Annotated in this window: 15 protein-coding genes; 7 read left to right on the forward strand and 8 right to left on the reverse strand. The window is 40.0% G+C overall.

Translation table 11 applies throughout. From position 1 onward, the window contains the following. Positions 1–12 precede the first annotated feature (12 nt). Complete coding sequence (locus P3L37_RS16270; RefSeq protein ID WP_110731656.1) at positions 13–1206, reverse strand: MFS transporter; 1194 nt, start codon at positions 1204–1206, stop codon at positions 13–15. Positions 1207–1245: 39 nt separating this feature from the next. After that, positions 1246–2007 (reverse strand): hypothetical protein, encoded by a 762-nt coding sequence (locus tag P3L37_RS16275; RefSeq protein ID WP_109911642.1) that lies wholly within the window; start codon positions 2005–2007, stop codon positions 1246–1248. Between the two features lie 206 nt (positions 2008–2213). On the opposite strand from P3L37_RS16275, the gene P3L37_RS16280 reads away from it, so the two are divergent. Next, positions 2214–2423: a helix-turn-helix domain-containing protein gene (locus P3L37_RS16280; RefSeq protein ID WP_004908101.1), complete on the forward strand. Its 210-nt coding sequence runs from the start codon at positions 2214–2216 to the stop codon at positions 2421–2423. A gap of 111 nt (positions 2424–2534) precedes the next feature. Here the strand turns inward: P3L37_RS16280 and sugE are convergent, their stop codons facing one another. Further along, the gene (gene sugE, locus P3L37_RS16285; protein ID WP_110731655.1) at positions 2535–2849 is read right to left on the reverse strand and encodes a quaternary ammonium compound efflux SMR transporter SugE; all 315 of its coding nucleotides are present in this window, start codon (positions 2847–2849) and stop codon (positions 2535–2537) included. A 269-nt stretch (positions 2850–3118) separates the two neighbouring features. On the opposite strand from sugE, the gene P3L37_RS16290 reads away from it, so the two are divergent. From P3L37_RS16290 to P3L37_RS16300, 3 genes are all read left to right on the forward strand, one after another. Beyond that, entirely contained in the window at positions 3119–4027 is a 909-nt protein-coding gene (locus P3L37_RS16290; protein WP_109911641.1) for an EamA family transporter, read from the forward strand. 339 nt (positions 4028–4366) lie between these two features. After that, entirely contained in the window at positions 4367–6460 is a 2094-nt protein-coding gene (gene cstA / locus P3L37_RS16295) for a pyruvate/proton symporter CstA (RefSeq protein ID WP_004908095.1), read from the forward strand. Between the two features lie 248 nt (positions 6461–6708). Next, positions 6709–6906, forward strand: a complete 198-nt coding sequence (locus P3L37_RS16300; RefSeq protein ID WP_004908094.1) for a YbdD/YjiX family protein — start codon at positions 6709–6711, stop codon at positions 6904–6906. Positions 6907–6984: 78 nt separating this feature from the next. On the opposite strand, the gene efp is transcribed toward P3L37_RS16300, so the two are convergent. After that, the gene (efp, locus tag P3L37_RS16305; protein WP_004258667.1) at positions 6985–7551 is read right to left on the reverse strand and encodes an elongation factor P; all 567 of its coding nucleotides are present in this window, start codon (positions 7549–7551) and stop codon (positions 6985–6987) included. 43 nt (positions 7552–7594) lie between these two features. On the opposite strand from efp, the gene epmB reads away from it, so the two are divergent. Continuing rightward, positions 7595–8623, forward strand: a complete 1029-nt coding sequence (gene epmB / locus P3L37_RS16310; protein ID WP_110731654.1) for an EF-P beta-lysylation protein EpmB — start codon at positions 7595–7597, stop codon at positions 8621–8623. 44 nt (positions 8624–8667) lie between these two features. Here epmB and P3L37_RS16315 read toward each other — a convergent pair whose 3' ends face one another. The 4 genes from P3L37_RS16315 to P3L37_RS16330 form a co-directional block, all read right to left on the reverse strand. Continuing rightward, positions 8668–9012, reverse strand: a complete 345-nt coding sequence (locus P3L37_RS16315) for a DUF4156 domain-containing protein (RefSeq protein WP_004908089.1) — start codon at positions 9010–9012, stop codon at positions 8668–8670. A 418-nt stretch (positions 9013–9430) separates the two neighbouring features. Beyond that, the gene (gene groL / locus P3L37_RS16320) at positions 9431–11074 is read right to left on the reverse strand and encodes a chaperonin GroEL (protein ID WP_109911639.1); all 1644 of its coding nucleotides are present in this window, start codon (positions 11072–11074) and stop codon (positions 9431–9433) included. Positions 11075–11125: 51 nt separating this feature from the next. Then, positions 11126–11419: a co-chaperone GroES gene (locus tag P3L37_RS16325; protein ID WP_004908085.1), complete on the reverse strand. Its 294-nt coding sequence runs from the start codon at positions 11417–11419 to the stop codon at positions 11126–11128. 163 nt (positions 11420–11582) lie between these two features. Beyond that, positions 11583–12098 carry an FxsA family protein gene (locus P3L37_RS16330; protein WP_004908083.1) on the reverse strand — a complete coding sequence of 172 codons (516 nt, stop codon included), beginning with the start codon at positions 12096–12098 and terminating at the stop codon, positions 11583–11585. Between the two features lie 436 nt (positions 12099–12534). Between P3L37_RS16330 and aspA the strand changes: the two genes are divergently transcribed. Together aspA and P3L37_RS16340 are read left to right on the forward strand one after the other, a co-directional pair. Beyond that, entirely contained in the window at positions 12535–13959 is a 1425-nt protein-coding gene (gene aspA, locus P3L37_RS16335; RefSeq protein ID WP_004908081.1) for an aspartate ammonia-lyase, read from the forward strand. Between the two features lie 144 nt (positions 13960–14103). Beyond that, positions 14104–15426, forward strand: coding sequence for an anaerobic C4-dicarboxylate transporter (locus P3L37_RS16340; protein WP_004258703.1), 1323 nt, complete (start codon positions 14104–14106; stop codon positions 15424–15426). Positions 15427–15714 lie beyond the last annotated feature (288 nt).

A 15714-nucleotide genomic window follows, 5' to 3' on the forward strand; every position in this document is an offset into this window, starting at 1 on the left:
TCCCCCTTAAATTTAAGCAGTTAATAACCTTTGTTTTTTATTCAATAAAAATGACGCAAATAGCGTTAACGAGCTCAATGAAACAAAAACACCCACCAAGGAAACATCAATGAGGACTAAGTAATTGATAATTAATGGCGTTAACCCACCTATAATCGTCGATGCAAGGTTATACCCCATACTTAACGTCGTAACTTGCCCATTGGCTGGTTTTGCCATCGCATAATTCCAATTGCATAACACCATCGCTGAAATAATAATAATTGACGATTGGGAGATAAGTACTAATGATAAAACCTTAGTAGACATTAGGTAATAAATAGGAATTGATAATATCGCAGCGAGCTTTACCCCTAAGTTAAACACCCGCTCAGAGTAGCTGTATTTATCTGTTAGCCAACCAACTATTGCCATTAAAACCAATAATAACGTTGATGATATCATTGAATATATGCTTTTAAATTCTTCTAGTTCTAGCTCCTTAAGTAAAAACGAAGATGAAAAATTTAAGGTATAAAAAACAACCGAACCAGGAATAACAATCAGTAAAATATTAAATGCCTTAAGCCAATCTATTCTTTGGCGCCCATCATATTCAATGGGTTGGTCTGGTAAGCGATAGCGAAACCAGAAACAGATCAGTATATTACCTAAACCTAATAGCAGTGGTATTCTCCATCCCACTCTTTGCATGGTTTCAGGGGTTAATATATTTTCAAGAATTAACACAATTCCTAACGAGCCAATAACGCCAACAACCGCACTTCCAGTTAACAACGCTGAAATTCGACCTCGTTCTTGGGGTTTAGAATCTTTATATAAATAGGTAGACAGTGATGGGCTTTCACCCGCAAAACTAAAAGATAGCAACATTTGAAGAAATAGGATGGCTAAAGGTGTATATATCCCTAATAATTCAATAGGCAGAAATGCCATACACAATGTGGCACTACCGGTAAGAATGCTGACCAAAATCATTGCCAGTTTTTTACCGACTTTATCCGCATAACGGCCAATTACATACCCCCCTAATGGCCGAATAAGAAAACGTAAAGCAAAAATCCCCCACACCAGCTCCGTTGCTTGCTGATAACCTAGGCGGGTTAATTCTGCACTTAAATATGATGAAATTGCAGCAAAAATTGCAACATCATAAAATTCTAAGGTATGCCCTGCGACAGCACCAAAACGTAATTTCCATTTCATAAAATGATCCCATGTCCCTATAGAAAACCAATAGTTAAATTAATTAATAGGCATTAATTTTTCTAAACTTGTTAATGTAATGCCGTGACCTTCCATTACCGAAAAGCATTCCTTTTGAGAGACCATTTCACAGTTTAATTTTTTCTTGATGTTTTTAACTCTTATATATTCCACCTCTTCCGAACAGCCTTGAATACGGCTAATTTCCTTGATATTTCGGTGGGAAAGCAACAAGCGGATGGTTAATGCTTCTTTGTTTGAAAATGATAACTGACCAAAACGTATAAAATTAGGGGTTTCCTTACTTCTACAAATAATAGGTACAGGTTCATCTAATTCAATTTTTTGGCGTAACGGTAATGCCACCGTTTTATTTTCAGACCATTTTTCATATGCATAATCAGAAACTATTGAACGCCATTGATATAATGAAAGTAAGTACTCATATGAGACTTTATGGTTTCCATTGAGTGAAAATATCTCAAATAAATTATTGTACCTATTACAAATATCAATTTTTTTATTTCCTTTATCGAGTTTGGTTAATATTTTCTGGTATGCATCTGAATAATTACTCCAATATTGCACCCCAGAGAATAACCGTTCTTTTAATGATAAATCCATATCATGATGCCAATAAATTAACTGCCACTCATAATTACTAGATAATGTGTATATCTTTTCCTCATCAACATTAATAATCGTATAATGGATATCAATATCATTCCAATTAAAATAATTGCAAAGATCTAACTTTACTCTAGTGCTTATTTTTTCCATCTTATTGTTTTCTATATCCATAAAAATCACCTTATAGTTATTTAAATAAAAATAAAGATAATAAAAGCGTTTAACCCATATCTTTAGCACATAAAAATAAATATTCAAAGACCAAAATTTAAAGGGATTTAAAATTAAGAATTATTTTTTTATCTTGATATCTAAATTTAGTTCCAGCTAACTTAAATAATTTCAATTATATTTATATATTCACTATTGGAGATCGTATGAAACAAGATTGGCACTCGGCTGATATTATTGCAGCGATAAAGAAAAAAGGTTCTTCTCTTTCACAAATATCACGTTCAGCAGGGTTAAACTCATCAACATTAAATAACGCCTTGTCAAGACGTTGGCCTAAAGGAGAGCGTATTATTGCCGAGTTTTTGGGTGTTGCACCATCTGAAATTTGGCCATCGCGTTATAACGAAAAATAACATAAGAATAGTTTTCTTTATGCCAATAAAATATCAAGAAGATAAAGCGGGTAACTTTCTCTGTCTCCCGCTTATTATTCATTTTTAATTAAATAATAATTAATTTGAAAATTAACTTGATACTTTTAAACCAATTAACCCGGTAATAATCAAAGCAAGGCTTAACAAGCGGAACATATTTGCTGACTCACCAAGGAAAATAATCCCAACAATTGCTGTGCCCACAGCCCCAATCCCCGTCCAAATGGCATAAGCCGTGCCGACCGGTAAATCACGCATGGCGTAGGCTAACAACCCCATACTGGTAATAATAGCGACAACAGTAATAATACTCGGTGTTAAACGGGTAAAACCATGAGTATATTTTAAACCTACAGCCCATACCACTTCGCATAAACCTGCAAAAAAAAGAACGATCCAAGCCATGATTGCTTGCTCCCGTTAATTACTCGGGGTCGTCCCCATATTTAAATGACGTTGATTCAGGCCGTCCTGAATACGTATGATGTATAAATACATTATAAATATTCACAGACCCAGACTCAAGCAACGAAAAATAACAAATAAGCGCAAATCAACCATAAAATTTAACCTTTTTATACCGTTTTTTATTATTAAGCATCATAACCATCGCACTCAAAATTATACACATGTAAAGTAGATGTCTAATCTGGCAAGTTCATCGAGAAAATAGCATGAGTCTCAGAGACATCTTACTCGCCCTTTGTGTAGTCGTAATTTGGGGGGTTAACTTCGTTATCATTAAACTCGGCGTTACCGCACTTCCGCCGTTATTATTAGGCGCATTACGTTTCATGTTTGTAGCCTTTCCTGCTATTTTTATTTTTAAGCGCCCCAAAATTCCGTTCAAATTATTGCTTCTCTATGGGCTCACCATCAGCTTTGGTCAATTTGCCTTCTTATTTTGCGCGATTAGAGTGGGGATGCCAGCGGGGATTACCTCTGTTATCTTGCAATCTCAGGCCTTTTTTACCTTATTGCTCGGCGCAATGATTTTAAAAGAATCATTACAGCCGACTCACTTTCTTGGTATGTTTATCGCAATTGCAGGGCTGACCGTGTTAGCCAATGGCGCCACCGTCGGTGGGCTAGATGATATTCCATTACTCGGGTTAGTATTTACTTTAATTGCTGGTTTATCATGGGCTTGCGGCAACATTACCAATAGAATCATAATGAAACAGGAAGGTGCTGAGAAATGCAGTGCCCTATCATTGGTCAGTTGGAGCGCGCTGATCCCAATCATTCCCTTTTTGATTAGTTCATGGGTTTTAGAAGGTGAAGAAGCCATTGTTGAAGGGCTATCAGGCTTTAATTGGTCAGTCTTTGGTGTCATTATCTATTTAGCTTATTTATCAACATTTGTCGGCTATGGGCTTTGGGGAGTCCTGCTCGGCCGTTATGAAGCTTGGCGTGTTGCTCCTTTTTCATTGTTGGTTCCAGTCTTTGGTTTAAGCAGCAGTGCTTTATTCCTTGGAGAGCATATAAATGGCGTACAAGTTGCTGGCCTCGTTTTGATCATGTTTGGCCTAATTACCACGCTTTTTGGTAAAAAAATAATCCAACAATTAAGACGAGCCTAGTTAACCAATTAATAGTCGGGAGTTTTTTAGCTTCCGATTATTTTCTTTTCTTTAACCATTCTCGTATCAACAAAAACACCGCAACAGACATTATCACTAAAAAACATCAAAAACCCAGATAAAAAACCAATTCATCAAATAATCGCTAGCTCAAAACCAGATAAAATCCAATAAATAATCCTAAATTAGTGATACTGACAACAATTATTAAATTTATCTCAAATTTCAATTAGGTGTCTCGTTTTAGCTACTTTTTCTTTAACTTAACTATGGCTATATCTTCCTCAGTTTCACTTAAATAAATAACAAATATCATTCATTGAACAGATGGGGATGGCTATGGGTAAACAATTTATTTGGATTGTGCTCGCTCTGCTCGGTGCTTTTTCACTTGGCTACATCGCTTTATATCGTGGCGAACAAATCAATGCCTTGTGGATCGTTGTCGCTGCCGTATGTATTTATCTGATTGCATACCGCTATTACGGGCTTTTTATTGCTAAAAAAGTACTCCAAGTCGATGCAACTCGAATGACGCCTGCAATTCGTCATAATGATGGCTTAGATTACGTACCAACAGATAAAAAAGTATTATTTGGTCACCATTTTGCCGCTATCGCAGGCGCCGGCCCACTGGTTGGCCCTGTTCTTGCCGCACAAATGGGCTATTTACCCGGTATGCTGTGGCTACTCGCTGGGGTTGTGCTAGCTGGTGCCGTACAAGATTTTATGGTGCTGTTTGTCTCAACACGTCGAGATGGCCGCTCACTGGGTGAATTAGTCAAAGAAGAAATGGGCAATACCGCAGGGGTGCTGGCTTTAATCGCTTGTTTTATGATTATGGTAATCATCTTAGCCGTACTTGCCATGATTGTCGTAAAAGCCCTCACTCATAGCCCATGGGGAACTTATACGGTTGCCTTTACTATTCCTTTAGCGATTTTTATGGGTATTTATACCCGTTATATCCGCCCAGGACGCATTGGTGAAGTTTCTATTATTGGGCTAGTTTTTCTTGTATTTGCAATTATCTCAGGGGGTTGGGTTGCTGAAAGCGAAACTTGGGCACCTTACTTTGACTATACAGGTGTTCAACTCACTTGGATGTTAGTCGGTTATGGCTTTGTTGCTGCCGTTTTGCCAGTTTGGCTATTACTCGCTCCCCGCGACTATCTATCAACCTTTTTAAAAATCGGGACTATCATTGGATTGGCAATTGGTATTTTAATTCTCAATCCAAACTTACAGATGCCATCGTTAACGAAATATATTGATGGTACAGGCCCAGTTTGGGCAGGTGATTTGTTTCCATTCTTATTTATTACGATTGCTTGTGGCGCCGTTTCTGGCTTCCATGCACTGATTTCATCAGGCACCACACCAAAAATGTTGGCTAATGAAAACCAAGCTTGCTTTATTGGCTATGGTGGCATGTTAATGGAATCTTTCGTAGCAATTATGGCATTGGTTGCCGCTTGTGTGATTGACCCGGGTGTTTATTTTGCCATGAATAGTCCCATGGCGATGTTAGCTCCCGCAGGTACGCAAGATGTGGTCGCCTCTGCGGCCCAAGTTGTCAGTAGTTGGGGCTTCCAAATCACTCCTGAGCAGCTCAACAGCATTGCGAATGACGTGGGTGAAACCAGTATTATTTCACGGGCAGGCGGTGCGCCAACACTGGCAGTTGGGATGGCGTATATTCTTCACGGTGCGCTTGGCGGCTTGATGAATGTGGCATTCTGGTACCACTTTGCCATATTATTTGAAGCATTATTTATTTTAACCGCGGTGGATGCAGGAACCCGAGCAGCACGTTTTATGCTACAAGATTTACTGGGAGTGGTGTCTCCATCTTTGAAACGTACGGATTCGCTACCCGCCAACTTGATAGCAACTGCACTGTGTGTGCTAGCTTGGGGTTATTTCCTCCACCAAGGCGTTGTCGACCCACTTGGTGGTATTAACACCTTGTGGCCATTGTTTGGTATCGCGAACCAAATGTTAGCAGGTATGGCATTAATGCTGTGTGCTGTGGTACTGTTCAAAATGAAGCGCCAAAGATATGCATGGGTCGCTTTAGTACCAACAGCATGGCTGTTAATCTGCACGATGACTGCAGGCTGGGAAAAAACCTTCAGTGAAGATGCCCGCGTCGGTTTCTTAGCTGTAGCAAATAAATTCCAAGCGATGATTGATAGCGGCAATATTCCTGTTCAATATACAGAGTCTCAATTAACTCAGTTAATTTTCAATAACCGCTTAGATGCAGGGTTAACTATTTTCTTTATGATTGTCGTGGTATTACTGGCTCTATTCTCCATCCGCACCGCGTTGAAGGCATTAAAATCTGACCAACCAACTGCGAATGAAGTACCATATGAACCCATGCCAGCCAACTATGAAGAAATCGTGGCAAATACGCGCCATCATTGATTTTCGCGGAAAAGCTTGTCACTGTTTAGGACATATACTCTTTCTCCAAAATAATTCACGTTGGAGCAAGGCGGCAAAGAAGATAATCCCTAGGAGCATACTCCAGTATGTGACTAGGGTTAGCGGATGAAGCCAACGCAGCAACAGCGTGAAGTATGAAGGAGAAACTAGGAGCATACATAACAGTATGTGACTAGGGTTAACAAGTGAAGCCAACACCGCTACAACACAAAATATGACGAGGATTTATGTTTGGAGAACTGGGAAAAGCGGCCCGCTACCTAGGCCAAGCGGCAAAAATGATGGTTGGCGTTCCCGATTACGACAACTATGTCGCTCATATGCAAAGAACACACCCTGACCAAACGCCTATGACCTATGAAGAATTTTTCAAAGAGCGTCAAGACGCACGTTACGGTGGCAAAGGTGGGTTTAAGTGCTGTTAATCACTTAAAATAGACAAAAAAAGCCGTGGTCGAGTACCACGGCTTTTTATTTTTAACGATTCAGTATAGGATCAACCGTTATTTTACGCGTGAAACATACTCACCTGAACGAGTATCAACACGGATAACTTCACCGATCTGAACAAACAGAGGAACCTTAACCACTGCGCCAGTGCTCAGTGTTGCAGGTTTACCACCTGTACCTGCGGTATCCCCTTTCAGGCCTGGGTCAGTATCGGTAATTTCTAACTCAACAAAGTTAGGTGGAGTTACCGCGATAGGACGGCCGTCCCACAGTGTTAAAATACATTCTGCTTGGTCAACTAACCATTTCGCGTTATCGCCAACGGTTTTTTCGTCCGCTGCTAACTGTTCAAAAGTTTCGTTGTTCATGAAATGCCAGAACTCACCGTCGTTGTATAGGTAAGTTAAGTTCATATCCATGACATCTGCACCTTCAACAGAGTCAGTAGACTTAAATGTTTTTTCCAACAGTTTGTTAGAAATCAGTTTACGGATACGCACACGTGCGAATGCTTGACCTTTACCCGGTTTGACGAATTCACTTTCTAAAACGACACAAGGCTCGCCATCTAACATGATTTTAAGACCTGAGCGGAATTCATTGGTACTATAAGTAGCCATGGTGATCCTCTAATTTATAAACTAAAAATGGCATAGCCAAAAAATGGTCGATATTGTAACTCAAAATACCTCATCCAGAGAAGTCTGGATACAACAACTTGCTGAAGCAATCACTAATCCAGATGAATTGCTGCAAATACTTAACCTAGAAAATCATCTTTTATCGAAAGAAGGCAGTGAGGCACGTAAATTATTTCCTTTACGCGTTCCAGTGCCCTTTATTTCCCGCATGAAAAAAGGTGATCCACTAGACCCTCTGCTATTGCAGGTATTAACTGCAAAAGCAGAGTTTGATATACATCCAGGTTTTTCTACTGACCCACTAGAAGAGCAGGATAATGAAATTCCAAGTTTACTGCATAAATACCACAACCGCGCATTACTGCTGGTAAAAGGTGGCTGCGCAGTCAACTGTCGCTACTGTTTTCGCCGGCATTTTCCTTACGAAGACAACAAAGGAAATAAAAATAACTGGTTGATGGCTGTGGATTATATAAAAAACCACACCGAACTCAATGAAATCATCTTCTCAGGTGGTGATCCGTTGATGGCAAAAGACCATGAACTTGATTGGCTCATCAGCCAATTAGAGGCGATTCCTCATATAAAACGCCTTAGAATTCATACTCGTTTGCCTGTGGTGATACCAGAACGCATTACAGATACGCTCTGTAACCGTCTTGCTAGCTCTAGGTTACAGGTCATTATGGTTACACACGTTAATCATGCTAACGAAATTGACGAGCCATTCACCAAGGCAATACAAAAACTAAAACTATCAGGTGTGACATTATTAAACCAAAGCGTATTACTGCGCCAAGTTAATGACAACGTGACGGCTCTGATGAATTTAAGTAATGCCTTATTTGATGCAGGTATTTTACCTTATTACTTACATGTATTAGATAAAGTTCAAGGCGCTGCGCACTTTTTAGTGAGTGATACCGAAGCTAGACAATTGATACAGCAATTACTGAGTAAGGTCTCTGGGTACCTTGTACCTAAGCTCGCTCGGGAAATAGGGGGAGAGCCAAGTAAAACACTGCTTGACCTTAACTTAAGACAGAACTAGAAAGCAAAACGCCCAAACAATTATTTGGGCGCTATGAATTCATTTTAGGGGCACTTATAAACTTGGCCAACCATTTTGCTATCTAATGGAATGAAGCTAGATAACACGGTTTCACTTGGACTTGATGCACCAAAAATCACGTTACCGCCCATCGCCGCTGCTTTATTACGTAAATCATTTGCTGCGCTGCGCATTGAGCTAGATTCATTGTTGACACCACTCAACCAGTTGCTTTGAGTCCCTGCAACCTGACCGAGAAGTTGGCAATCACTTCCAGGTTGATTCTCAACAAAACGAACTTGTGAGCCTGCCGCAGTCAAATTAGTTGTTGTTGAACAACCTGCTAAAAGCAATAATGCAGCAGCACCAAGCAAGACTTTAATTCGCATGTTTTCCCTCATTTTTCATTGTGTTTTTGCAGCTGGTTTGAAAATCTCTTTAGTTCCAATAGCCTACTAATTGAAATATCTAGGAGGTGATTAACATACAGCGTCATAATTGCCGCACATCACCAGCCGAATAGAGTCTACCACAAATTAATCAAGAACCTGCTCTATTCTTTGCTAATTCAAACCACTTACCTTACGTTAAATATAACCTGCGAAGCAACATTGACGCAAAAATAAATCATATAACGCATTAATTGTATCTTGTTTTGATATATTACCTTCATCAATAATTAATGGTTATTTATTAATTAAAAATCAATAAAAAAACCGGCACCGCTAGAAATATAACGATGCCGGTCTTATGGTGGGTAGCCCTAACCTAGTTAGTAACTACTTGAGCTTGATGTCGCCAACTGGCTTACATCATACCGCCCATTCCACCCATGCCGCCCATACCAGCAGCACCTAAGTCAGGTGCATCTGATTTTGGCAGATCAGTGATCATCGCTTCAGTTGTGATCATCAGACCTGCGATAGACGCTGCGAATTGCAGAGCAGAACGCGTTACTTTAGTTGGGTCTAAGATACCCATGTCGATCATATCGCCATAAGTGTCAGTCGCCGCGTTGTAACCTTCGTTACCTTTTGCTGCTTTCACGTTGTTAACAACAACAGAGGCTTCTTCACCTGCGTTAGTAACGATTTGACGCATTGGCGCTTCCATCGCACGCAGAGCAACACGAATACCTACGTTTTGTTCTTCGTTTTCACCAGTCAGTGCTTCCAGTTTCGCTGCAACGCGAACCAGTGCAGTACCACCACCAGCAACAACACCTTCTTCGACAGCGGCACGAGTTGCATGCAGAGCATCGTCAACACGAGCACGTTTTTCTTTCATTTCAACTTCAGTTGCTGCGCCCACTTTAATTACTGCGACACCGCCTGCTAATTTAGCAACGCGCTCTTGCAGTTTTTCACGGTCGTAATCTGAAGAAGATTCTTCGATTTGTTGACGAATTTGAGTAACACGGTTTGCAATCGCAGACTCTTCACCCACACCATCAATGATAGTGGTTGTGTCTTTGTTGATAACGATACGCTTTGCTTGACCTAAATCTTCTAATGTCGCTTTTTCTAACTCCATACCGATCTCTTCAGAGATAACAGTACCATTGGTCAGAATTGCGATATCTTGTAGCATTGCTTTACGACGGTCACCGAAGCCGGGGGCTTTAACCGCTGCAACTTTAACAATACCACGCATGGTGTTAACAACCAGAGTTGCCAGTGCTTCACCTTCAACATCTTCAGCGATGATTAACAGTGGTTTGCTTGCCTTAGCAACGCCTTCTAATACTGGCAGTAATTCACGGATGTTAGAAACTTTTTTGTCAACTAACAGGATGAATGGGTTTTCTAACTCAACAGCACCAGTTTCTGGTTTGTTGATAAAGTAAGGAGACAGGTAACCGCGGTCAAATTGCATACCTTCAACCACATCCAGCTCGTCTTCCAGACCAGTACCTTCTTCAACTGTGATAACGCCTTCTTTACCGACTTTATCCATCGCTTCTGCAATTAATTTACCCACGGTTTCGTCGGAGTTTGCAGAAATTGTACCAACCTGTGCGATTGATTTAGTGTCTGAACAAGGAACAGACAGTGCTTTCAGTTCTTCAACAGCAGCAACAACTGCTTTGTCGATACCGCGTTTCAGGTCCATTGGATTCATACCCGCAGCAACCGCTTTTAAGCCTTCAGTAATGATAGCTTGAGCTAGTACAGTTGCCGTTGTAGTACCGTCACCTGCAGCGTCGTTAGCTTTAGAAGCAACTTCTTTCACCATTTGTGCGCCCATGTTTTCGAATTTGTCTTCTAATTCGATTTCACGAGCAACTGAAACACCATCTTTGGTGATAACTGGTGAGCCAAAAGATTTATCTAAAACTACGTTACGGCCTTTAGGACCTAAAGTCACTTTTACTGCGTCTGCCAGAACATTCACACCACGAAGCATTTTCGTACGTGCATCACTACCAAATTTAACGTCTTTAGCTGCCATTATCTCTTTCCTTCAAATTCTTTTCGTTCGTTGAGAAGTTTTAAGTGAAAATTACGCTTCAACAATTGCCAGAATGTCACTTTCGGACATAATCAGGACTTCTTCATTGTCGATTTTTTCAGCTTTCACGCCATAACCATCGTTAAAGATTACGATATCGCCAACTTTCACATCCAGTGCTTTGATTTCACCATTTTCGAGGATGCGGCCGTTGCCAACTGCAAGAACTTCACCACGAGTTGATTTGCTTGCAGCAGTACCCGTCAGAACGATCCCGCCTGCAGATTTTGATTCAACTTCTTTACGTTTAACGATAACACGGTCATGCAATGGACGAATTTTCATTAATAGTTCTCCTATAAATAAAGTCCATACTAGGTAAAAGGACGATACCAGCATGTCTTAAATAAACTAGTACCATGTTTGAGCAGATTGGGGCGAAGAAGAGGGACTTCAAGGGGGGAGATAAAAAATTTTTCATTTTTATCTCCCCATAAATAGGATGGTTTTATGGTTTAGGGCGATCGTCTTTATCTGACGAATCTGTTTTATCTGAATTATCGATTGTAAAAGAAGGATCGTCTTGCTTACGTTGGAATTCCCCCTCAAAAGTATCGCCACGTTGAAAGCCGCCATTTCCCGTTTGGTTAAAACCAGCACCTGGTTGGTAGAAACGAATATGAGGAATTAAGCGCATTACAATAAGCTTTTGAATTGGCGGTAGTAATAACAGTAAACCAATAAAATCCGTAAAGAACCCAGGCACAATCAACAAGAAACCCGCTAAGACCAATGCAACGCTCTTGATCATTTCAGCTGCAGGGCTTTCACCTGATGCTAACTTTTGTTGGATTTGCAGTACATTTTTCATGCCTTGATTTTTCACAAGTGACACACCTAAGCAGGATGTCAAAACGACTAAAATTAACGTCATTAAAACACCAACTTCAGATGCAACCCGCACAAAAATGACGGATTCAATGTAAACGAGAATACATATCAGAATGAGTGGTAACCAGCGCACAAGTTCTCCTTTATTTCAATAAGCTATCGATTATTTTACGCCCCTAGGGAAACCTTTGTGAACTGCATCTAAGAGACAACTATCAATATTCGCTTTTTTCTTTAGTATAGCCATAATAATTGGGGCAGATATAACGCTTTTCAACTCACGGATTTTTTTCATTAATGGTACTTATCTGTGATGAATATCACACAACGTGAAATCTGTTGCATAAATCAAACTATATAGTGATCTAGGTTCAAGGCAATAGATGATTAAAAGCATATCATCTACCCATAAATCAGTAGATCATAATGCTGACAACGTAGTAGACGGTGTTAATTGCTTGTAAAGTTTTACTTTGCAATATTAATCACCTGTGAATTTTGTTTTACGAAGTATCGATTTTTAAAGCGCATAAACGGACAGTAACTGTAATCTAATTAAGAAGGTTCTCATGTCAAACAATACTCGTATCGAAGAAGACCTGTTAGGTAAAAAAGAAGTTCCAGCTGATGCCTATTATGGTGTTCATACTCTGCGTGCGATTGAAAACTTTTATATCAGCGACCGCACCATTAACGATGTCCCAGAATTTATTCGTGGCATGGTTATGGTTAAAAAAGCGGCGGCTTTAGCCAACAAAGAACAGCACACTATTCCACGTAATATCGCGGATACCATCATCAAAGCGTGTGACGTTGTTCTAAATGAAGGCAAATGCATGGACCAATTCCCGGTTGACGTATTCCAAGGTGGTGCGGGCACATCACTGAACATGAATACCAACGAGGTTCTAGCAAACATCGGTCTTGAACTGATGGGTCATAAAAAAGGTGAGTATGAATTCTTAAATCCAAATGACCACCTGAACAAAAGTCAATCCACTAACGATGCATACCCTACAGGGTTCCGTATCGCAGTGTATAATTCTATATTGAAGTTAATTGAGTCTGTTGAATACCTGAAAAAAGGCTTTGAAGCTAAAGCTGAAGAATACAAAGACATTCTGAAAATGGGTCGTACCCAGCTGCAGGATGCCGTTCCAATGACTGTCGGCCAAGAATTCCATGCTTTCGCTACTCTCTTAAAAGAAGAAGAGAAAAACTTAAAACGCAGCATTGAATTACTGCTCGAAGTTAACTTGGGCGCAACTGCTATTGGTACAGGCCTGAATACTGCTCCTGGTTACTCAGAACTTGCAGTTAAAAAATTAGCAGAAGTAACTGGTTTACCATGCGTTCCAGCAGAAGACTTAATCGAAGCAACCTCTGACTGTGGTGCTTACATCACTGTTCATGCAGGCTTAAAACGTCTAGCGATGAAACTGTCTAAAATTTGTAACGACTTACGTCTGCTATCTTCAGGTCCTCGTGCTGGCCTTAAAGAAATCAACTTACCTGAGTTACAAGCTGGTTCGTCTATCATGCCAGCAAAAGTTAACCCTGTTATTCCTGAAGTCGTCAACCAAGCATGTTTCAAAGTTATTGGTAATGATATCTGTGTAACGATGGCTGCTGAAGCAGGTCAATTACAATTAAATGTAATGGAACCAGCGATTGGCCAAGCGATGTTCGAGTCTATCTCTCTGATGAGCAACGCATGTCGTAACCTGCAAGAAAAATGTATTAGCGGCATTACTGTGAACAAAGAAATCTGTGAAGCATTTGTATTTAACTCCATCGGTATCGTCACTTATCTGAACCCATTCATTGGTCACCATAATGGTGATATCGTGGGTAAAATCTGTGCTGAAACGGGTAAGAGCGTACGCGAAGTTGTTTTAGAACGCGGTTTACTGACTGAAGCAGAACTGGATGATATTTTCTCTGTTGAGAACTTAAAACACCCAGCTTATAAAGCAAAACGCTTTGATGACTAAAAATTTATGTTTATCATAAATAATACTTAAAAATAAAGGCACGCCTCTCAACAGAAAGCGTGCCTTTTTTGATTAATACACACACAAATAATTAACATAACAGTTTCATAATTTTAATTTTCATTTTGTCGAGGAGTAAACACTATGTTAGCCGTAGAATTTATTATTGTTCTGCTGGCCATCTTTTTGGGGGCCCGTTTAGGTGGGATAGGTATCGGCTTTGCCGGTGGCCTTGGTGTACTGGTACTCGCAGCTATTGGCGTAAAACCAGGAACCATTCCATTTGACGTTATCTCAATTATCATGGCTGTTATTGCCGCTATCTCTGCAATGCAAATTGCTGGAGGTCTGGACTATTTAGTTGCCCAAACCGAAAAATTACTGCGTCGTAATCCTAAGTACATCACCATCCTTGCACCTATTGTTACCTACTTTCTGACACTTTTCGCAGGGACAGGTAATATCTCGTTAGCAACACTGCCTGTTATTGCAGAAGTCGCTAAAGAACAGGGAGTGAAACCTTGTCGTCCATTATCGACTGCGGTCGTTGCAGCACAGATAGGTATTACAGCATCACCAATTTCTGCGGCAGTGGTTTACATGGCATCCGTCATGGAAAATCCAGCAATGGTGGGTGCAGGTAACACAGTCAGCTATATTTCGCTTCTAAGTGTTCTATTACCTGCGACATTCCTTGCTATCATTTTGATGTCATTCATCATCTCTTGGACGTTTAACTCTAAATTATCTGATGACCCTATCTACCAAAAACGTTTAGCTGAAGGTTTAGTTGAACTGCGTGGTAGCCAAGTTAAAGAAATCAAAGCGGGCGCTAAGTCTTCTGTACTGCTGTTCTTGCTTGGGGTTGTTGGCGTTGTCTGCTATGCCATCATTAACAGCCCAAGCTTAGGGATTGTTGAAACACCATTAATGAACACCACAAATGCAATTTTGATTATCATGCTGACTGTGGCGACATTAATCACTATTTTCTGCCGTGTAAATACTGATGCTATCTTGAACTCAAGTACCTTTAAAGCAGGTATGAGCGCATGTATTTGTATTTTAGGTGTGGCTTGGTTAGGTGATACTTTCGTACAGCACAACATTGACTGGATCAAAGAAACTGCGGGGGATTTAATTCATGAACATTCTTGGATGTTAGCAGTTATATTCTTTTTCTGCTCCGCTTTACTATACTCACAAGCCGCAACAGCGAAAGCTCTGATGCCAATGGCATTAGCGCTGAATGTTAGCCCATTAACTGCTATCGCATCATTCTCTGCGGTTTCTGGCCTATTTATTCTGCCTACCTACCCAACACTGGTTGCAGCAGTACAGATGGATGACACAGGGACAACGCGTATTGGCCGATTCGTCTTTAACCACCCATTCTTTATTCCAGGCACTATCGCTGTCGCATTAGCTGTTTCATTCGGCTTCTTATTTGGCGGTATGATCCTATAGTTTATATTAATTAAAATTAATCTTATACAGGCCCGTGCAAATAGCACGGGTTCTTTATACCTACCTATAACATATTATTTTTGTTATCCCATATAAAGTCACGTAGGCAATTATAAAAATACAATAACCATTTAGATAAAAAACTCAAACTATTTTTTAATAATATGCATTTAAATATATTACTTTAGATTATAAACAAATCAAAATAAGAATTTTTCTAATAATATATATTAAGGCTATACATATAATTGTAACAAATAATGACTACAATTACGCAATAATAAGTTA

The sequence above is a fragment of the Providencia sp. PROV114 genome (assembly GCF_032704305.1).
In the GTDB taxonomy this organism is placed as follows: Bacteria; Pseudomonadota; Gammaproteobacteria; order Enterobacterales; family Enterobacteriaceae; genus Providencia; species Providencia rettgeri.